The 18,112-nt window shown below is 71.2% G+C and carries 18 protein-coding genes and 1 tRNA gene; 4 read left to right on the top strand and 15 right to left on the bottom strand.

Annotated features, from left to right (window positions below):
* Positions 1 to 61 precede the first annotated feature (61 nt).
* Genes OG521_23380 through OG521_23370 form a run of 3 tightly spaced genes read right to left on the bottom strand, consistent with a single transcriptional unit; the run spans position 62 to position 3,392 of the window.
* Positions 62 to 955 (bottom strand): SDR family oxidoreductase, encoded by an 894-nt coding sequence (locus OG521_23380; protein WUW23555.1) that lies wholly within the window; start codon positions 953 to 955, stop codon positions 62 to 64.
* Positions 952 to 1,869, bottom strand: a complete 918-nt coding sequence (locus tag OG521_23375; GenBank protein WUW23554.1) for an alpha/beta hydrolase — start codon at positions 1,867 to 1,869, stop codon at positions 952 to 954. The genes OG521_23380 and OG521_23375 overlap by 4 nt, the downstream gene beginning before the upstream one ends.
* A complete protein-coding gene (locus OG521_23370) occupies positions 1,866 to 3,392 on the bottom strand; it encodes an NAD(P)/FAD-dependent oxidoreductase (GenBank protein WUW23553.1) in 1,527 nt (508 codons plus the stop codon). Before OG521_23370 ends, OG521_23375 begins: the two co-directional genes overlap by 4 nt.
* Before the next feature lie 195 nt (positions 3,393 to 3,587).
* Between OG521_23370 and OG521_23365 the strand changes: the two genes are divergently transcribed.
* Complete coding sequence (locus OG521_23365) at positions 3,588 to 4,238, top strand: MerR family transcriptional regulator (protein WUW26773.1); 651 nt, start codon at positions 3,588 to 3,590, stop codon at positions 4,236 to 4,238.
* A gap of 6 nt (positions 4,239 to 4,244) precedes the next feature.
* Here the strand turns inward: OG521_23365 and OG521_23360 are convergent, their stop codons facing one another.
* Positions 4,245 to 5,069, bottom strand: a complete 825-nt coding sequence (locus OG521_23360; protein WUW23552.1) for an exodeoxyribonuclease III — start codon at positions 5,067 to 5,069, stop codon at positions 4,245 to 4,247.
* A 50-nt stretch (positions 5,070 to 5,119) separates the two neighbouring features.
* On the opposite strand from OG521_23360, the gene OG521_23355 reads away from it, so the two are divergent.
* The gene (locus tag OG521_23355; protein ID WUW23551.1) at positions 5,120 to 5,602 is read left to right on the top strand and encodes a GNAT family N-acetyltransferase; all 483 of its coding nucleotides are present in this window, start codon (positions 5,120 to 5,122) and stop codon (positions 5,600 to 5,602) included.
* Here OG521_23355 and OG521_23350 read toward each other — a convergent pair.
* The 3 genes from OG521_23350 to OG521_23340 form a co-directional block, all read right to left on the bottom strand.
* Positions 5,599 to 6,438: an alpha/beta hydrolase gene (locus tag OG521_23350; GenBank protein ID WUW23550.1), complete on the bottom strand. Its 840-nt coding sequence runs from the start codon at positions 6,436 to 6,438 to the stop codon at positions 5,599 to 5,601. The two genes, OG521_23355 and OG521_23350, sit on opposite strands and share 4 nt — an antisense overlap.
* Entirely contained in the window at positions 6,435 to 7,226 is a 792-nt protein-coding gene (locus OG521_23345) for an SAM-dependent methyltransferase (protein ID WUW23549.1), read from the bottom strand. Before OG521_23345 ends, OG521_23350 begins: the two co-directional genes overlap by 4 nt.
* A 112-nt stretch (positions 7,227 to 7,338) precedes the next feature.
* Positions 7,339 to 8,238, bottom strand: coding sequence for an alpha/beta hydrolase (locus OG521_23340; GenBank protein WUW23548.1), 900 nt, complete (start codon positions 8,236 to 8,238; stop codon positions 7,339 to 7,341).
* Between the two features lie 85 nt (positions 8,239 to 8,323).
* Here OG521_23340 and OG521_23335 point away from each other — a divergent pair, with 85 nt between their 5' ends.
* Positions 8,324 to 8,800: a MarR family winged helix-turn-helix transcriptional regulator gene (locus OG521_23335; protein ID WUW23547.1), complete on the top strand. Its 477-nt coding sequence runs from the start codon at positions 8,324 to 8,326 to the stop codon at positions 8,798 to 8,800.
* Positions 8,801 to 8,958: 158 nt separating this feature from the next.
* Here OG521_23335 and OG521_23330 read toward each other — a convergent pair.
* The 7 genes from OG521_23330 to galU form a co-directional block, all read right to left on the bottom strand.
* Positions 8,959 to 9,032: transfer RNA gene (locus tag OG521_23330), tRNA-Ala, on the bottom strand.
* 98 nt (positions 9,033 to 9,130) lie between these two features.
* Entirely contained in the window at positions 9,131 to 10,315 is a 1,185-nt protein-coding gene (locus tag OG521_23325) for a hypothetical protein (GenBank protein ID WUW23546.1), read from the bottom strand.
* A 163-nt stretch (positions 10,316 to 10,478) separates the two neighbouring features.
* Positions 10,479 to 11,093, bottom strand: coding sequence for a GNAT family N-acetyltransferase (locus tag OG521_23320; protein ID WUW23545.1), 615 nt, complete (start codon positions 11,091 to 11,093; stop codon positions 10,479 to 10,481).
* Between the two features lie 17 nt (positions 11,094 to 11,110).
* Positions 11,111 to 11,626, bottom strand: a complete 516-nt coding sequence (locus OG521_23315; protein ID WUW23544.1) for a MogA/MoaB family molybdenum cofactor biosynthesis protein — start codon at positions 11,624 to 11,626, stop codon at positions 11,111 to 11,113.
* Positions 11,623 to 12,123 carry a cyclic pyranopterin monophosphate synthase MoaC gene (moaC, locus tag OG521_23310; protein ID WUW23543.1) on the bottom strand — a complete coding sequence of 167 codons (501 nt, stop codon included), beginning with the start codon at positions 12,121 to 12,123 and terminating at the stop codon, positions 11,623 to 11,625. Before moaC ends, OG521_23315 begins: the two co-directional genes overlap by 4 nt.
* Positions 12,124 to 12,245: 122 nt before the next feature.
* A complete protein-coding gene (locus OG521_23305; GenBank protein ID WUW23542.1) occupies positions 12,246 to 13,556 on the bottom strand; it encodes a molybdopterin molybdotransferase MoeA in 1,311 nt (436 codons plus the stop codon).
* Positions 13,557 to 13,560: 4 nt separating this feature from the next.
* On the bottom strand, positions 13,561 to 14,463 hold the full coding sequence (gene galU, locus OG521_23300; protein WUW23541.1) for a UTP--glucose-1-phosphate uridylyltransferase GalU: 903 nt from the start codon (positions 14,461 to 14,463) through the stop codon (positions 13,561 to 13,563).
* Positions 14,464 to 14,569: 106 nt separating this feature from the next.
* On the opposite strand from galU, the gene OG521_23295 reads away from it, so the two are divergent.
* Positions 14,570 to 15,154: a 5-formyltetrahydrofolate cyclo-ligase gene (locus OG521_23295; GenBank protein ID WUW23540.1), complete on the top strand. Its 585-nt coding sequence runs from the start codon at positions 14,570 to 14,572 to the stop codon at positions 15,152 to 15,154.
* Between the two features lie 52 nt (positions 15,155 to 15,206).
* Here the strand turns inward: OG521_23295 and OG521_23290 are convergent, their stop codons facing one another.
* Positions 15,207 to 17,957, bottom strand: a complete 2,751-nt coding sequence (locus OG521_23290) for a penicillin acylase family protein (GenBank protein ID WUW23539.1) — start codon at positions 17,955 to 17,957, stop codon at positions 15,207 to 15,209.
* Between the last annotated feature and the right edge of the window lie 155 nt (positions 17,958 to 18,112).

Genomic DNA, 18,112 nt, shown 5'->3' with positions numbered 1-18,112 from the left:
GGGGATGGCCCCGTGGGGGCCTCGACCAGACTTACACGACCGGACATGCCTCGCATTTCGATCATTCACGCTGCGTGCGCGCCGCACGTTCGTCCTGGTCAGCGGCGCCTCCCGCGCCCACGAGACCGGTGCCGACGCCTTCAAGACGCGACCCGAACCGCTTCATCTCGCGCTGGCCGACCACCCCGATCAGCGACGGCAGGTAGCCGCGTACGGACTGCATGCCGCGCAGCCACCACTGGGCGTAGACGTGCGGCGAGCGGCGCTCGATGCCGGCCACGATGCGGTCGACGGCGGGGCCCAGCGGGTACGTGCGGTTGGACGGCCAGGGCAGCCGCTGGCGCAGCTCCCGCATCACGTCGTCCTCGTCCGCACCGCGCACCATGTCGGTGTCGGTCCAGGAGAGGTAGCCGACGCCGACCTTCACGCCCCGGTAGCCGACCTCGGCGCGCAGGCTGTGCGCGAACGCCTCGACGCCCGACTTGGACGCGCAGTACGCGGTCATCATCGGGGCCGGGGTGATCGCGGCGAGCGAGGCGATCTGGAGGAAGTAGCCCCGGCTCTCCATCAGGACCGGCAGGAACGCCCGGCCGGTCACCGCGCCGCCGATGAGGTTGACCTCGATGACCCGTCGCCAGGCCACCGGGTCGGAGTCGACGAACGGGCCGCCGGAGGCGACGCCCGCGTTGGCGACGACGATGTCGACCTTCCCGAAGCGCTCCTTGACCTCCTGCGCGACCTGCGCCATCGCCTCGTGGTCGGTGACGTCCGCGTGCCAGTGGCCGCTGTCCCCGTGCAGCCGCTCGGAGACCTTCTTCAGTTCGTCCGGCTCCAGGCCGACGAGCGCCAGCGTCGCCCCGCGCGCCGAGAGCTTGCGCGCCAGCAGTTCGCCGACGCCGCGTGCCGCGCCCGTGACGACGACGACCTGTCCTTCGAGACTCCGCCTGCCGCTCATGCGACCTCCTCCTTGCCCTCGGCCTCAGCCGTACCGCGTACCGGGAGGTACGCGGTCACCAGTTCGCGGATCTTCGCCGTGACCGCCTCCGGCGCCTCGACGGGCGTCATGTGGCCCATGCCCGCCAGTTCGGTCAGCCCGAGACAGTCGGGCAGCGCCGCGGCGACGGCCCGGGCGTGGACGGGCGGCGTCAGCCGGTCGTCCGTACCCGCGATCACCGCGGTGGGCACCCGCAGTTCCCGTACGCCCTCGTCGAGGTCGAGGTCCGCGAGGACGTGGCCCCAGGCGACCCGGGCGCGCCTCGGGCAGTCGTGCACGATCCGTGCGCAGGCGTCGACCCGGTCCGGGGCCGAACCCGCCCCCATCGTCCCGTACTTGAGGAGACGGCGGGAGAGCGGAGTGACCGGTCCGAGCGGCGCCCGCGCCCCGAGGATCGCACGCGTCATCCGGGTCCGCACGGCGCCGGGCCGCATCGGCACGACGAGGGATTCGGCGAGCAGTCGCGAGCTGCCGGTGCTGCAGAGCAGGACGGCGGCCGTGTGCTCGCGCAGCCCGGCCCGGCGCGACGCGGACATGATCGTCATGCCGCCCATGGAGTGCCCGGCGAGAACGGCCTTCTCCCCCGGGGCGAGGGTGGCGGCGAGCACCGCTTCGAGGTCGTCGGCCAGCGCCTCGGTGCTGTATCCGTCGCGTCCGGCGACCGGTGAGGTGCCGTGGCCGCGCTGATCGTAGGCGATGACGCGGTGGTCGACGGCGAGGTCCCTGATCTGCGCGTCCCAGAAGCGGGTGTTGCAGGTCCAGCCGTGGGAGAGGACCACGGCCGGGGCGCCGTCCTGGCCGTGCACCTCGACGTGGATGCGGGAGCCGTCGGCGGAGACGGCCATGAGTTCCCGTACGGGCAGCGGCCGGCTCATCCCGCCACCTCCTCGGCGACGGCGGCGGAATTCTTCGTGTCCTTCGCCGCCGTGACGCGTACGACCTCGTACTCCGCGAGGTCGACGTTCCGCGTCGCCTTGCGGAACTCGGCGGTGGTGCCGGGCCAGACCGTGGTGTTGCGTCCGCTCGCGTCCAGGTACCAGCTGGTGCAGCCGCCGGTGTTCCAGACGGTGCGCTTCATCCGCTCCTGGACGCGGTGGTTCCAGGCCCCGACGGCCGAGGGGCGTGCGTCGAGTGCGACCCGGCCGCCCAGCACGTCCAGCTGGCGCAGGTAGTCGGCCATGTAGTTCAGCTGGGACTCGATCATCAGGATCATGGACGAGTTCCCGAGGCCGGTGTTGGGGCCGATGATCGTCATCCAGTTGGGGAAGCCGGCCGCGCTCGCACCGCGCAGGGCCTGCATGCCGCCCTTCCAGGACTCGGCGAGCGTGATGCCGTCGGCGCCCACCACCCGTTCGGCGATCGGCATGTCGGTGACGTGGAAGCCGGTGCCGAAGATGATCGCGTCGGCCTCCGTCTCCGTACCGTCGGACGCCACGAGCGTCGAGCCGCGCACCTCGGCGAGCCCGGAGGCGACCACGTCGACGTTGGGCCGGGCGAGCGCCGGGTAGTAGGCGCTGGAGAGCAGGATGCGCTTGCAGCCGATGCGGTACGAGGGGGTCAGCTTGGCCCGCAGTGCCGGGTCCTTGATCGACCGGGCCATGTTGGACTTGGCTATCCGCTCGATCAGGCCCAGCTGGTCCGGGTGCTTGGTGAAGGCGCTGACCTGCAACTCCCGTATGCCCCACAGCAGTCCGCGGCGCGCGGTGCCGGTGACCGGGACCGCGCGGTGCAGCCAGCGCTCGGCGCCGCTGATGGCGCGGTCCATCCGCGGCATGACCCACGGCGGGGTGCGCTGGAAGAGCGTCAGCTTCCCGGCCTTGGGCTGGATCGCGGGCACGATCTGGATCGCGGAGGCCCCGGTGCCGATCATCGCGACGCGCTTGCCGGTCAGGTCGGCGTCGTGGTCCCAGCGGGCGGAGTGGAAGACCTTGCCGGGGAAGTCGGCGAGCCCCGGGATGTCGGGCGTCTTGGGGTCGGAGAGCGGGCCGGTCGCGGAGACGACGACATCGGCGACGACCGTCGTGCCGTTCGCACTCTCGATGACCCAGTTCAGCGCCTCGTTGTCCCAGCGCATCATCGTCACCTCGTGGTTCAGCCTGAGGTGCGGGCGCAGCCCGAAGGTGTCCGCGACGTGCTCCAGGTAGGCGCGGATGTGCTCCTGCCCGGAGAAGGTGCGCGGCCACTCGGGGTTGGGTGCGAACGAGAACGAGTAGAGGTGGGACGGTACGTCGCATGCGCAGCCCGGGTAGCTGTTGTCGCGCCAGGTGCCACCGACCGACGCGGCCCGTTCCAGGATCAGGAAATCGGTGATGCCTTCGCGGCGCAGCCGGACAGCGGCCCCGAGACCCCCGAATCCTGATCCGATCACCGCCACTCGTACGTGCTCGTGCTGGGCCATGCTGCCGCCTCCCGCGGGTACGTCACACGACTCTGCCAGCAATCACTGGCATTGTTGGGAGAGTAGAGCAGCCGCGTACCGATGGGTAGGGGTCCGGCGGGGGAAAGTTACCGGCGGTACAACTTCGGCCTCCCGCACGGCCCGGGCCGATAGGGTGCGGGGGTGGCAGAAGGACGCGAGCACCGCGAATACCGGATGGAGGAGCTGGCGAAGGAGGCCGGCATCCCGGTCCGTACCCTGCGCTTCTACCGGGAGCGCGGCCTGATCTCGCCGCCCCGCCGCGAGGGCCGCATCGCCTGGTACGACGACCACCACCTGGCCCGCCTGCGCACCATCTCCGGTCTGCTGGAGCGCGGCCACACCCTCACCGGCATCGCCGACCTGGCCCGCACCTTCGAGAGCGGCCGCGATGTCGCCGAGGTGCTGGGCCTGGGCGAACCGACCGAGGAGACCCCGGTCCGGCTCACGCCCGAGCAGCTCGCGGACTACTTCGAGGGCGAGTCCACCCCGGAGAACCTGGCGACCGCCATGGAGCTCGGCTACCTCGGCACGGACGGCGACGAGATCGTGCACATCAGCCGCCGCCTGCTGGAGGTGTCGGCCGAACTGGTGCGGGAGGGCGTCCCGCTCGCCGAGGTGCTCGCCTCCGGCCGCCGGGTCCGCGAGCACGCGGACGCCCTGGCCGACCTCTTCGTCGCCACCCTGCGCGCCCACAGCACGGAGGCCGAACCACCCCAACTGCGGCCGCTGGCCCGCGCGGTGGTGGACGCGGAACTCTCCATGGCGCTGGACCGGCGGCTGCGGCGCGACGCGGAGGCGGCGCAGCCGCCGAAGGCCTCGGAGTAGGCCCTCCTACTGCTCGTACACCACCGTCACCGGCGCGTGGTCGCTCCACCGCTCCCCGTGCGTGGCGGCCCGCTCCACCCACGCCTTCACCGCGCGCGCGGCCAGCCCGGGGGTCGCCACCTGGTAGTCGATACGCCAGCCCGTGTCGTTGTCGAAGGCGCGGCCCCGGTAGGACCACCACGAGTACGGCCCCTCCACATCCGGGTGCAGGGCGCGCACGACGTCGACGTACGCGGCCTCACCGAAGACCCGGGTCAGCCACTGCCGCTCCTCGGGGAGGAACCCGGAGTTCTTCTTGTTGCCCTTCCAGTTCTTGAGGTCGGCCTCCTGGTGGGCGATGTTCCAGTCCCCGCACACCACCACCTCGCGGCCCTCGGCGGCGGCCCGCACCTTCAGGCCGGTGAGGTAGGGCAGGAAGGCCGCCATGAAGCGCTCCTTCTCGTCCTGCTTCTCGGTACCGACCTCGCCGGAGGGCAGGTACAGGCTCGCGACGGTGACACCGGGCAGGTCGATCTCGACGTACCGCCCGCTCGCGTCGAACTCCTCGGCACCCCCGCCGCCCTCGCCCCCGAAGGCGCCGAAGCCGATCTGCACGCGCTCGGGTGCCCGGCGGGAGTAGAGCGAGACCCCGGCCCGGCCCTTGGCTGCGGCCGGCGCGTGGACGGTGTGCCAGCCCTCGGGCTCACGCACCCCCTCGGGCAGCTGCTCCGGCTCGGCCCGTACCTCCTGGAGGCAGATCACATCGGCGTCGGTCTGCGCGAGCCATTCGACGAAGCCCTTTTTCGCGGCGGCGCGGAGACCGTTTACATTCACGGAGGTCACAGTGAGCATCCCGGCACGATACCGACACCACCCGCTCGCATACATGTACCATCATTCGCATGATTATCCAGCCGCGTCCTTACGACCACCCCGACGCCGTCAAACTCAACGACCAGGTGCAGCTCGAATACGCCGAGCGGTACGGGGACGAGGGCGACATCACACCGCTGGACGCCACGATGTTCGACCCGCCGCACGGTCTGTACCTGCTCGCGTACGACACGTCGGACCGCCCGGTGGCCACCGGTGGCTGGCGCTCGCAGGAGCGCAACGACGAGGGCTACTCGGACGGTGACGCCGAGCTCAAGCGGATGTTCGTGATACCCGAGGGGCGCGGCCACGGCCTGGCCCGCCGCATCCTGGCCGCCCTGGAGGACGACGCCCGCGCGGCGGGCCGGGTCCGCATGGTGCTGGAGACCGGCGACCGGCAGCCCGAGGCGATCGCGCTGTACCTCTCCAGCGGCTACACGCCCTGCGAGAAGTTCGGCCACTACCGGACGTACGAGAGCAGCCGCTGCTTCGCCAAGCCGCTCCGGGGCTAGGGCGCCACCTTCCAGCCATGCCCTGGTCCGCGCGCCAGGAACCGCACCAGCGCCTCGTCGAACGCCTCGGGCCGCTCCAGGCCGGGCAGGTGCCCGGCCCCCTCGATCACCACCAGTTCCGCCCCCGGGATCAGTTCGTGCAGGCCCCGGGCATCCGCGACCGGCGTGTAGAAGTCGTCCGCGCCGACGACGACGAGGACCGGCACCCGCGCCCCGGCGAGCGAGTCGCGGTAGTCGGGCCGCTCCGCCCGGCCCCGCAGCGCGGCCGCCGCGCCCTCGGGATCGGTCCCGCGCATCATCCCCAGCACCTGCGCGGCGACGTCCGGCAGCGCGGTGACGTTGTACGGGGCGAGCATCTTGTCGATCACCTCGTCCGCGTACCCGTCCATCCCCTCGGCGAGCAGCCGGTCGGCCAGCCGGTTGCGGAACGCCTTGCCGTCCTCGGTCTCGGCGGCCGGAGAGGTGTCGGACAGCACCAGCGCCGCGACCCGCCCCGGGTACGAGCGGTGGAACTCCATCGCGATCTGCCCGCCCATCGACACCCCGCCGACGACGGCCCGTGCGACGCCCAGGTGGTCCAGCAGCGCGGCGATGTCGCCGGCGAAGTCCGCGAGCAGGGTGCGGCCGGGGACAACGCCGCTCTCCCCGTACCCGCGCAGGTCGGGCACGATCACCCGGCGCCCGGCGGCCACCAGCACGGCGGCCTGCCGCTGCCACATGGTGCGGTTGAACGGATGCCCGTGGACGAGGACGACGGGCGGCAGCGGACCGTCGGCCGGCCCCAGGTCGTCATGGGCGAGCACGGTGCCGTCCGCCGCCGTGAACCGGCCGCTCACCGGACCCGCCCGACGCCCACGTAGAACCCGCTGCGCACGACGACGGGCGCGGGCTCCTCGCGGTACCACTCGGTCGCGGGGACGAGCCCCGGCTCGACGAGGTCGAGCCCCGCGAAGAACTGCGCCACCTCGGCGTGGGTACGCATCCGCAGCGCGATGGCACCCTTCCGGTACGCCGCCTCGGTCTCCTTCCGCAGCTCCGGATGCTGGTCTGCGGTGCCGTGCGAGAGGACCAGATAACTGCCCGGAGGCAAGGCGTCGACCAGGGTGCGGGTGATGCCGTACGGGTCCTGGTCGTCCGGCAGGAAGTGCATCAGCGCGATCAGGGACAGGGCGATGGGCCGGTCGAAGTCCAGCAGGTTCCTGGCCCGTTCGAGGATCGCCTCCGGCTGCCGCACATCGGCGTGGAGGTAGTGCGTGGCCCCCTCCGGCGTACTGACGAGGAGCGTCTCCGCGTGCCGCAGGACGATCGGGTCGTTGTCCGCGTAGACGACCCGGGCCGTCGGCGTGACCGCCTGGACGATCTGGTGGAGGTTGGGCTCGGTGGGGATGCCGGTCCCGATGTCGAGGAACTGGTCGACACCGTCCCGCGCCAGCCAGGCGGAGGCCCGGTGCATGAACGCCCGGTTGCGCGCGGCGTTCCCACGCGTCTCCTTCGGCAGCGTCCGCCCGAACTCCTGGTCGGCCGGGTAGTTCTCCTTGCCGCCCAGGAACCAGTCGTAGACGCGGGCGGGGTGGGGCCTGCTGGTGTCGATCGGGGGCTGGGACTCGGGTATTCCTGCCGTCACTGGTCGCTCCTCGATGCGGAGAACTGCACGGGCGGGTACGGGGTTTCAGCCTAGAGGGTACGTACGCGGGCCCAGGCGATACGTACACAGTCGGCCGCTCCCCCGCCCCCGTTCAGGCCCCCTTCTCGTCGACCTTCCCGGTGAACCGGAGAAGGACGGCCGCGAGTTCCTCGGGCGCCTCCTGTGCGATGAGGTGGCCGACCCGCGCGAGATGCACCGCGGTGACCTCGCCGGCGGACACCTGGCGGAAGGTCGCCTCGGTGATCCCCCGGTGACCGGCGGCCTCGACGGTGAGGACGGGCACGGAGATCGGGTGCGACGCGGCGAGAGCCCTGGTCGCGCCGTCGTCGGAGAAGACGCCGCGGTAGAGCCCCTCCGTGCCGCGCCAGGCGTTCGGGCGCGCATAGGTCCGGACGAACTCGTCGACATCCGCTTCCTCGATGACCCCCTCCGTCCCGCTCATCAACGGGAAGGCCCAGTCGGTCAGGAGCTCGCGCTCATGGCCCGGAAGGAGCATGCCGGGTATCCCCGAGGCGCCGAGGAACCCGACGTGCCAGGAACCGTGGTTGTTCACATCGGCGAGGGCCTCGAAACCGAACCCGGCCAGGGCCGTCTCGACTCCGGTGAAGCTGATGACGTCCTCGGGGTGCGTCGCCGCGAAACGGAATCCCGTGCCGCCGCTGATGTCCTGGCACAGGAGATGAACGGGGCCCTCGCCGATGTGCCCGACGAGATGGTGCAGGTCCTCGGCGGACACGGCCTCGCCGTACTCGGTGTCGGCGTTGCTCGAATCGCCGAACCCGCGGAGGTCGAGGGCGAACACCCGGTGGGTCCGCGCCAGGAGCGGAATCAGCTTCCGGAACGCCCACCACGTCTCCGGCCAGCCGTGCACCAGCAGGATCGGGGAGCCGCCGGTGCCGGCGGAGACGTAGTGCAGTCGCGTGCCGTTGACGTCGGCGAGGTGATGGGTGACGCCGGGAAGGGTCGCACCGGAGGGCGTGGTGATGGTCACGAGCAGCTCCCACATAGGCAACCTGGTTGCTCACCACGATAGGCAACCAGGTTGCCCATGTCAAAGGTGACCGTATGCTGGCCGCATGTCCAGATCAGGCGCCGATCTCGCCCTGCTCCTGCTCGCCGGCTTCCGCACCCTGGCGGACCGAGCCACCACCGAGCTCGCCGAACGCGGGTACGAGGACGTACGGACGGTGCACGATTTCGCCCTCCACTCCATCCTGTCCGGCGCGGACAGCGTCTCCGAGCTCGCCCGCAGGATGTCGGTGACACGGCAGGCGGCCGCGAAGACGATCGCCGTACTGGAGGAACGCGGCTACGTGGCACGCCGCCCCGACCCGGCCGACCGCCGCCGGACGCACCTCCACGTCACCGAGCACGGCCTCGCCCTGCTCGGCCAGGGCGAGGCCGTCTTCGACGAGCTGCGTGAGCGATGGGAGGAGCAGGTGGGCGCGGAGTCCCTCGCCGTACTGGAGGAGGCGCTCCGGTCCCTGGTCGGCGACCGGGCGATCCGCCTCGACTCCCCGGGCTGGATCGCGCGCGACCCCGACGTGCCGTAGACCCGGCGGTGCTCCGGAACGGCGGCTCTCAAGAACAAGGGTGACCCAAGGGGCGGATGTGACGACCCGTCCGGCCGGATCCGCCCGGTGACGCCCTTCCGCCGGGAGACGCCAAAGAGCCCCTACCGGATTTCCCCGGTAGGGGCTCTGAGCTGCGGTGGACCTGTGGGGATTTGAACCCCAGACCCCCTCGATGCGAACGAGGTGCGCTACCAGACTGCGCCACAGGCCCTTGCAACGAGTGAAACTTTAGCACCCTCAACGGGGTGGTCGGAAATCCGTTCCGCGCTGGTCAGCCGAGTCGGTGTCGCAGCGTGCGGGGCGGGTGTCTCACTCGTTGGCGGCGCGCGGGCGGTCGCCGTCCTCGTACTGGTCGAAGAGCGGGGTCCGGCCCCGGTCGCGGGAGCGGCGGGACTGGGCCGAGCGCTGGCGTGGCGCCGGGTCCACCGGGGCGGCCGCCGTCTGCGGGGCGGCCGGCTGGGTGGGCTCGGCGGTGCTGGAGCGGGCCGCGCTCCAGGTCTCCGGGTTGCCGACCTCGATGCCGCCCGTGGCGCGCGGGGCGACCGGGGCGGTGACGTACGTCGGCAGCGGGACCGGGACGGGTTCCCAGCTGTCGCCCTGGACCCGGCCTCGCTCGCGCTGCTGGTCGACCCATTCCGCGTGGTCCGTCTGCTCGACCAGGGCGCGGCGGCCGGCCTCCTGCGGGGAGACGGCGGGCGTGGGCTCGGGGACCGGGTGGCGGGCCTCGGGGTCCTCGTCGGACTCGGCGGGGGCAGTCGTGGCGGGCTGGTGGCGGCGCGGGCGGTTCTCGCGGAGCCGCTGCGCCGCGACCTCCGCCCGGCGGCGGTCCATGGTGAAGGCGAACCTGCGCCGCTCCTGGGCGCGCAGATGCACGATGTACGTGCTCAGCAGCACCGCGGGGACCGCGGGTGCCCAGAGGAAGTGGAGGCCGCCGACCGCCGCGACGACCGCGCCGAGCGTGAAGGCGAAGAAGAGGACCACGGTGGTGCGCCGGCGGCGCGCGAGAACCTGGAGGCGCTGCGCACGCCGGGCGCGTTCCGCGTCGATTCCGCCGGGGCGCGGACGCCGGGCGGAAGCGGGGGCGGAGTCGGAAGGGGACGGGTCGGAGGGGGCCGGTACCGACTGCTCACGGGCCGGGCGCTGCTGCGCCTGACGCTCCGGGGTGGCGCGCTCCGGCGCACGGGCCGGGTCGTGCACCCGGGCCTCGGTGTGCGCCGGGGGCGCGGAAAAGCCCCGGACGTCGACGGAATCCATTCGGTCCGTGACTGCGTCCGGGTCGGCGTCGGGCGCCGCCTCCTCTTCGGTGCGCTCCCGCAGCCCCTTGGCGTACCGGCGCTCCATCGCCGCCCGTCCGGAAAGCAGCCGGATGGCGGTGCTGAAGCGTTCCGTCGGACGGGCTTCGTTGAGCTCGTCCTGCCTGCGGAGCCACATCGGTACCAAGTAGGCGGCCCAGGCCCCGACGATGACTGCGTAGATGAGGCCGCTGCTGCTCACATCTCACACCGTAGAGGGGTTTGCGCGGAGGCATCCGCCAATTGGCGCGGTGTGTCGCACGATCCGGCTGATATCACGGACTTTTTTTGTGATTGTTCGGATCAACACTCGACGTTTGCAGGTTCCTTAGCAGTCACGAGCCGATCAATTTCGAACACACATTTCATTTCGCGCGGTGTTCCGGACGTTCCGGCCGCGTCCGTCGCCACCTCCGGAGCAGCCCGTCGGGCACCTCCTCCGCGGTGAGCGCGTAGATGAGGTGGTCCCGCCAGGCTCCGTCGATGTGCAGATAGCGGGGCCGGATCCCTTCCTCGCGGAATCCGAGTTTCTCGACGACGCGGCGGCTGGGCCCGTTCTCCGGCCGAATGCACACCTCGATACGGTGCAGTCCGACCGTGCGGAAACAATGGTCGACGGCAAGGGCGACCGCGGTCGGCATCACGCCGCGGCCCGCCACCTCCTGATCCACCCAGTAGCCGACATGGCCCGAACACATCGAGCCCCAGGTGATCCCGGCGACGGTCAGCTGACCCACCAGCCGGCCCTCGTACTCGATGGCGAACGGCAGCATCCGGCCCGCACCGGCCTCGGCGCGCAGATGACGGACCATCTGGCGGTAGGTGGGGCGCTGGGCCACCGGACCGCCCGGGGCGGGCGGTGGCACGGTCGCCTCCCAGGGGCGCAGCCAGTCGCGGTTGCGCCGGTTGACCTCGCGCCACATGCGCTGGTCGCGCACTTTTATCGGCCGGAGGGCGACATCGCCTTCCACCAGGATCACCGGCCAGGTCGGGACGTTCAGCTCGGGCTCCCGGGTCGGGGGTGATCGCCGCCGCGGAGCTGGTCGACGGCGTGCACCAGGAGACGGCTCAGGACGGCGAGCCCGTCGCGCACCCCGCCGGTGGAGCCCGGCAGGTTGACGATGAGCGTACGTGCGGCCACACCGGCCACACCGCGCGAGAGCGCGGCCGTGGGGACCTTGTCCCGGCCCTCGGCACGGATCGCCTCGGGGATGCCGGGGATCTCGTAGTCCAGGACGTTGACGGTGGCCTCGGGGGTCTCGTCGGTGGGCGAGATGCCGGTGCCGCCGGTGGTCACGATGACGTCGTACGCGGCGGCCACCCCGTCCCGCAGCGCCCGCTGGACCGGCTCGCCGTCGGGCACGACCCGCGGTCCTTCGACGGTGAAGCCGAGACCGGTCAGCGCCTCGGCGATCAGGGGGCCGCCCTTGTCGGCGTAGACCCCGGCGGCGGCCCGGTTCGAGGCCGTCACCACGAGCGCGCGGTAGCCGGCGGAAGGCTCCGGGGCGCTCACGCGTGCGCTCCGCCGGGCGCGTTGCGCCGGTAGTCGCCGGACTTGCCGCCCGACTTCGCCTCGACCCGGACGTCCGTGATGACCGCGGCCTTGTCGACCGCCTTGATCATGTCGATGACGGTGAGCGCGGCGACCGACACCGCGGTCAGTGCCTCCATCTCCACGCCCGTGCGGTCCGTGGTCTTCACGGTGGCCGTGATCTCCACCGCGTCGTCGGCCACCGCGAGGTCGACCGTGACACCGGAGACGGCGAGGGGGTGGCAGAGCGGGATCAGGTCCGGGGTGCGCTTGGCCCCCATGATCCCGGCGATGCGCGCGGTGGCGAGGGCGTCCCCCTTGGGGACCCCTTCGCCCCGGAGCAGCTCGATGACACGCGGCGAGACGAGGACCCGGCCACTGGCGCGGGCGACGCGCGCGGTGACGTCCTTCGCGGAGACGTCGACCATGCGGGCGGCGCCCGCCTCGTCGATGTGCGTCAGCCTGTTCTGCGTACTCAACTAACTCCGCCTAGCGGTAGGGCGCCGGTTGCCCCTGGGCTGCACCGGGGTGCAGGCCCGGGGTCCGGGGGGTGTCCCCCGGAAGGCACAGCGGCAGACACCGTACCGCCACCGGGCACCGGTCAGCGGAGCAGGATCACCTCGGTGTCCGCGCCGGGCTCCGCCGAAGTGACGTCCTCGGGCAGCACGATCAGCGCGTCCGCCTGGGCCAGAGCGGCGATCAGATGCGATCCCGAGCCTCCGACGGGGGTGACGGTGCCGGCCTCCGCGTCGTACGCCCCGCGCAGGAACTGCCGCCGTCCTTCGGGCGAGGACAGCGTCTTGTCGGTCACCAGAGTGGCCCGGGTGCTCGGGCGGTTCACGTCCGGCAGCCCCATCAGGGTGCGGATCGCGGGCCGTACGAACAGTTCGAAGGAGACGTAGCTGGAGACCGGGTTGCCGGGCAGTGCCAGCAGCGGGGTGTGGTCCGGGCCGATGGAGCCGAAGCCCTGCGGCTTGCCCGGCTGCATGGCGAGCTTGCGGAAGTCGATGCCGCTGCCCGGCTCGTCCTCGTCGCCCACGGAGGACAGCGCCTCCTTGACCACGTCGTACGCGCCCACGCTGACGCCCCCGGTGGTGACGACGATGTCGGCGCGGATCAGCTGGTCCTCGATCGCGGCGCGCAGCGTCTCGGCGTCGTCGGCTACGGCTCCCACCCGGTAGGCGATCGCTCCGGCGTCGCGGGCGGCGGCCGTCAGCGCGAAGCTGTTCGAGTCGTAGATCTGGCCGCCGGTCAGCTCCTCGCCGGGCTGGACCAGTTCGCTGCCGGTGGAGATGACGACGACGCGCGGCCGGGGCCGCACCTTCACCGTGGAACGGCCGATCGCGGCGAGCAGGCCGATCTGCGGCGGTCCGATCACCGAGCCCGCGCGCAGGGCCAGATCGCCCGGCCGGACGTCGCTGCCGCGGTCCCGGACATGGGCCCGGGCCTTTGCCGGGCGGTGGACGCGGACCTCGCCCGCCGCGCCCTCGGGCGCGTCGCTGTGGGCGCGCATCGTGGCGGCCGGGCCCTCGCCCGTACCGCCGTCGGTCCACTCGACCGGGACCACGGCCTCGGCGCCCGCCGGCAGCGGGGCGCCCGTCATGATGCGGGCGGCCTCGCCCGGTCCCACCCGCTGGTCGCCGAGCAGGCCTGCGGCGCCCGCCGCGACGTCCCCGATGACGGTGAGGACCGCGGGGAACTCCTCGGTGGCGCCCTCGACATCGGCGACGCGGACCGCGTAACCGTCCATCGAGCTGTTGTCGAAGGGCGGCAGGGCGATCTCCACCACGACGTCCTCGACCAGGACGCAGCCCTGGGCCTCGGGCAGTTGCAGCTCGATGGGTTCGAGCGGCCTCACCGCGGCGAGGATGTCTTCCAGGTGCTCGTCCACCGACCAGATCGTGCTGCTCAAGGTCTTACATCTCCTCGGTGACATAACTGCGGAGCCAGGTCCGGAACTCCGGGCCCAGATCTTCACGTTCGCACGCGAGTCTGACAATGGCACGGAGGTAATCGCTCCGGTCACCGGTGTCATAGCGGCGGCCCTTGAAGACGACGCCGTGCACCGGGCCGCCGATCTTCTCGTCCGCGGCGAGGAGCTGGAGGGCGTCGGTCAGCTGGATCTCGCCGCCGCGGCCGGGCTCGGTCATGCGCAGTATGCCGAAGACCGCGGGGTCCAGGACGTAGCGGCCGATGATGGCGAGATTGCTGGGCGCCTCGGCCGCTTCGGGCTTCTCGACCAGGCCCGTGATCCGCATCACGTCGCCCTCGGCGGTCGGCTCGACGGCCGCGCAGCCGTACTGGTGGATCAGCGAGGGCGGGACCTCCATGAGCGCGATGACGCTGCCGCCCTCGCGCTCCTGGATCTCCACCATGCGGGCCAGGAGCGGGTCGCGCGGGTCGATCAGGTCGTCCCCGAGGAGGACCGCGAACGGCTGGTCACCGACGTGCGGCGCCGCGCACAGCACCGCGTGGCCGAGCCCCCGCGGGTCGCCCTGGCGGACGTAGTGCATGGTGGCGAGGTCGCTCGACTCCTGCACCCTGCGCAGCCGTTCGGCGTCACCCTTGCGGGTCAGCGCCGACTCCAGCTCGTAATTGCGGTCGAAGTGGTCCTCCAGGGGACGCTTGTTGCGACCGGTGATCATCAGTACGTCGGAGAGCCCTGCGGCGACCGCCTCCTCGACGACGTACTGGATGGCAGGCTTGTCGACGACAGGCAGCATCTCTTTGGGAGTGGCTTTGGTGGCCGGCAGGAAGCGGGTACCGAGCCCCGCCGCCGGGATGACAGCCTTGCTGATCCTGGGGTTCGACTGAGTCATGCGCAGAACCTTAACGGTCGCACATGGGCGGAAGATGAGCCTCCGGTTAACTTTGTACTCAAATATGCCAGTACGAGAGATCCGTGGGTGCCCGTTGAACACCGACATGTCCGCAAAGGCCCTGCTGCGGCGTGAACTGCTCGCCGCACGACGCCTCCTGACCGGCAAGGACGTCGAACGGGCCGCCGCGGTTCTCGCCCGCCGCGCACTCGAACTGCCCGAGCTCGCCGGCGCCCGTACCGTCGCCGCGTACGTGTCCGTGGGGAGCGAACCGGGAACACGCGCCCTGCTGGACGCGCTGCGCGCGCGGGGCGTGCGCGTCCTGCTGCCGGTGCTCCTCGCGGACAACGACCTGGACTGGGCGCCGTACGAGGGCGCGGCGGGCCTGGAGAAGGCCGGCCGTGGGCTGCTGGAGCCCGCCGGTCAGCGGCTCGGCCCCGACGCCGTCCTGGAGGCGGACGCGGTGCTGCTGCCGGGCCTCGCGGTGGACGGGCGCGGGATGCGGCTCGGCCGCGGCGGCGGCAGCTACGACCGGGTGCTGGCGCGCCTGGCGGCGGCCGGGGCGCACCCGGCGCTGATCGTCCTGCTGTACGACGACGAGGTGACCGCGCGGGTCCCGGAGGAACCGCACGACCACCCCGTGGACGCCGTGGTGACACCGGCCGGATCGCGGCGCTTCAGTGACGGCTGAAGGCCCGGCCCCGCGGCGCTTCAGCGACGACTGAAGGCCCGCGGGGCCGTTCCTACGGCTTCAGCGTCAGCGTGTCCGTCGTCGCCCCGGCGACCGCGTTCGTCCCGAAGGACCAGTCGAGCAGTTCGCCGTTGACCCACTTGTCGGTCTGATCGGTGTAGTGCGCGCTGAACGCGTGCCCGGAGGCGCCGGTGAGGTTGATCCAGCGGGACTTGTCCCAGTCCCCCACGTTGACGACCATCCGCATCGACGGGACCCAGACGACCTCGTAGCCGCCCGCCGCGTTCCAGCCGGTGGCGTTCACCGCGGCCTCGCCGCCGCCGAGGTTCCAGGGGCCGCGGTTGAGCGCCCGCTGGAGCAGTCCGGGCCCTTCGGTACCGAGGGTCTGGTTCTTCAGGGTCAGCTGGTGCAGCCGGCCCCAGCTCCAGCTGGTGATGTCCTTGCCCAGCTTGGCCGTCAGCTCCCAGCGGGCGTCCTCCATGGCGCGGGCGAAGAGCTCCTCGCGGTTCTCGGTCGCCTTGTCCTTGCGGTTGGCCGGCGCCTTCCACCAGTCGCTGTCCGGCTTGTCCATGAGGTTCGCGACCACCTGGTACCAGCGGTCGCCGCCGTCCGGCTGCGCCGAGTCGGGGTCGCGCTGACCGCATTCGCGTACCAGCTTGTCCTGCTCGTCGACCGGACCCGAGCTCTTGGCCGGGGGCACGTTGAGGCACTCGCCCTTGACGCGCATCTCCTTGGGCAGCTTGTCGCCGAAGGCCAGCTTGAGGATGTTGCGCCAGACCGCGTTGAAGTACGCGGCGGCCGCCGAGTCGGCCTCCTGGGTGTAGTCCCAGCCCTCCAGCAGCTTCTGCGCCTGGCGGACGTCCTTGTCCGAGATGTTGATCTTCATCAGCTCGGGCACCAGCAGCGCGGCGATCTCGCTGGTGTTGTCCATCTGCATCTTCTGCATGTCTTCGGTCGAGATCTTCCCGCCGCCCTTGGTCTTCGACTCGATGAGGTCGTTGATCCGCTGGCTGCGGCTGCCGTAGCCCCAGTCCTTGGTGAGCAGGGGACGGTACGTGTCCTCGTCGATCACGGCCTGGTTGGCGGTGACGATGTAGCCGCGCTTCGGGTCGTACTCGTAGGGCAGCTCGTCGAACGGGATCGGGTCCTTCTTCCAGCCGTACGACGAGGACCAGCCGGGGCTGGGCATCGTGCCGTCACCGGACTTGCGGACCGGGATCTTGCCGGGCGCCTGGTAGCCGATGTGTCCCTGGGTGTCGGCGTAGATGAGGTTCTGCGAGGGAACCTCGAAGTGCTCGGCCGCCGCCCGGAAGGTGGTGAAGTCCTTGGCCCGGTTGAGCTCGAAGACGGCGTCCATGGAGTGACCCGGCTCCAGCGCGGTCCACTTCAGCGCCACCCCGTAGCCGTCCGCCCGGTCGGGGGCGGCATTGGTCACGGGTGCCTTCTGGCCGACCTTCTCCAGCTCGCTGCTGCGGTCGGAGACCAGCGGTCCGTTGTTGGTCTCGCGGACGGTGATGTGCCGGTCCCTGCCGCCCGCGACCTTGATGGTCTCCTCGCGGGTGGTGAAGGGCCTGGTCCTGCCGTCGTACAGGTAGCCGTCGCCCGAGACCTTCTCCAGGAAGAGGTCGGTGACGTCGGCGCCCAGGTTGGTGAAGCCCCAGGCGATGTTCTGGTTGTGGCCGATGATCACGCCCGGCATGCCGGAGAAGGTGTAGCCGGCGGTGTCGTACTTGCAGGTGGCGGAGACGCTGCGGCAGTGCAGCCCCATCTGGTACCAGAGCGAGGGCAGCTGCGGCGCCAGGTGCGGGTCGTTGGCGAGCAGCGGCTTGCCGGTGGTCGTGTACTTCCCGGAGACGACCCAGGAGTTCGACCCGATGCCGGTGCCGTTGGGGCCGAGCAGCGCGGGGATCTCGTCCAGGGTGTCGGAGAGCGCGCCGAGCTGGGAGGTGAGGCCCTCGGTGGCGCCCTGGGCGGTCGACGAGCCGACACTGTCGGACGGCGTCGCCTCGGGGTCGAACTTCCCGGTGGCCGGGGAGATCGCACCCTCGCCGACGATCGGCTTGTGCTTCTCGTACGGGTACGGCGGGTACAGGTCCTGGATCTGCTTGCCGTCGAGCCGGCTGGTCATCAGCGAGCGGTCGATCTCGTCCTGCATGTTGCCGCGCAGGTCCCAGGCCATGGCCTTCAGCCAGGCGACGGAGTCGACCGGGGTCCACTTCGTCGGCTTGTAGTCGTTGGTGAAGCCGAGGGCCGCGTACTCGACGGAGATGTCCTTGCCGTCGCGTCCCTTGAGGTAGGCGTTCACCCCGTCCGCGTAGGACTGCAGGTTCTTCTTGGTCTCGTCCGACAGGACGTTGTCGTACTCCTCCTGCGCGACCTTGCGCCAGCCCAGCGTGCGCAGGAAGGAGTCGGTCTCGACCTGGCCGGAGCCGAACATCTCGGAGAGCCGTCCCGCCGTCATGTGACGGCGGACGTCCATCTCCCAGAAGCGGTCCTGCGCCTGGACGAAGCCCTGGGCACGGAACAGGTCGGCGTCGGTGTCGGCGTAGATCTGCGGAATCCCGTAGCTGTCGCGCTTCACGTCGACATTGCTGTCGAGGCCGGCGAGCTGGGCGGTGCCGCTGGTCTGGGGGTACGAGGCGCGCACAGTGGATACGGACCAGTACGTTCCGTAACCGATACCCGCGACAAGCGCCAGCACCAGGACGATCACGATCAGGCGGGCGCGTCGCCCCTTCTTCTTGCGCGACCCGCCACCGGCGGTACCGGTGGAGCCGGAAGAGGCGGTTGTGTTGGCGGGCATCGCTGTCCTTCGAGGGGCAGGGTGGTCCTGGGAGTGCAGGAGCAACCATAGGCGCAGCGTCCGGGCCGGTCTGACGCGGTATCGGGATGGTTCGAATTGCGTAGCGATCGTACGAATACTCGAACGCATCAAGAAAACGTTAAAGATTAGGTAAG

The organism is Streptomyces sp. NBC_01463, from assembly GCA_036227345.1.
Lineage (GTDB): Bacteria > Actinomycetota > Actinomycetes > Streptomycetales > Streptomycetaceae > Streptomyces.
The sequence above is the reverse complement of the archived record's forward strand: the minus strand, read 5'-3'. Positions and strand labels throughout refer to the sequence as shown.

Excerpts from the sequence above, each read along its gene's own strand:
- OG521_23380 (WUW23555.1), bottom strand. The coding sequence starts at position 955 with ATGAGCGGCAGGCGGAGTCTCGAAGGACAGGTCGTCGTCGTCACGGGC.
- OG521_23375 (WUW23554.1), bottom strand. The coding sequence starts at position 1,869 with ATGAGCCGGCCGCTGCCCGTACGGGAACTCATGGCCGTCTCCGCCGAC.
- OG521_23370 (WUW23553.1), bottom strand. The coding sequence starts at position 3,392 with ATGGCCCAGCACGAGCACGTACGAGTGGCGGTGATCGGATCAGGATTC.
- OG521_23365 (WUW26773.1), top strand. The coding sequence starts at position 3,588 with ATGGAGGAGCTGGCGAAGGAGGCCGGCATCCCGGTCCGTACCCTGCGC.
- OG521_23360 (WUW23552.1), bottom strand. The coding sequence starts at position 5,069 with ATGCTCACTGTGACCTCCGTGAATGTAAACGGTCTCCGCGCCGCCGCG.
- OG521_23355 (WUW23551.1), top strand. The coding sequence starts at position 5,120 with ATGATTATCCAGCCGCGTCCTTACGACCACCCCGACGCCGTCAAACTC.
- OG521_23335 (WUW23547.1), top strand. The coding sequence starts at position 8,324 with ATGTCCAGATCAGGCGCCGATCTCGCCCTGCTCCTGCTCGCCGGCTTC.
- galU (WUW23541.1), bottom strand. The coding sequence starts at position 14,463 with ATGACTCAGTCGAACCCCAGGATCAGCAAGGCTGTCATCCCGGCGGCG.
- OG521_23295 (WUW23540.1), top strand. The coding sequence starts at position 14,570 with ATGTCCGCAAAGGCCCTGCTGCGGCGTGAACTGCTCGCCGCACGACGC.
- OG521_23290 (WUW23539.1), bottom strand. The coding sequence starts at position 17,957 with ATGCCCGCCAACACAACCGCCTCTTCCGGCTCCACCGGTACCGCCGGT.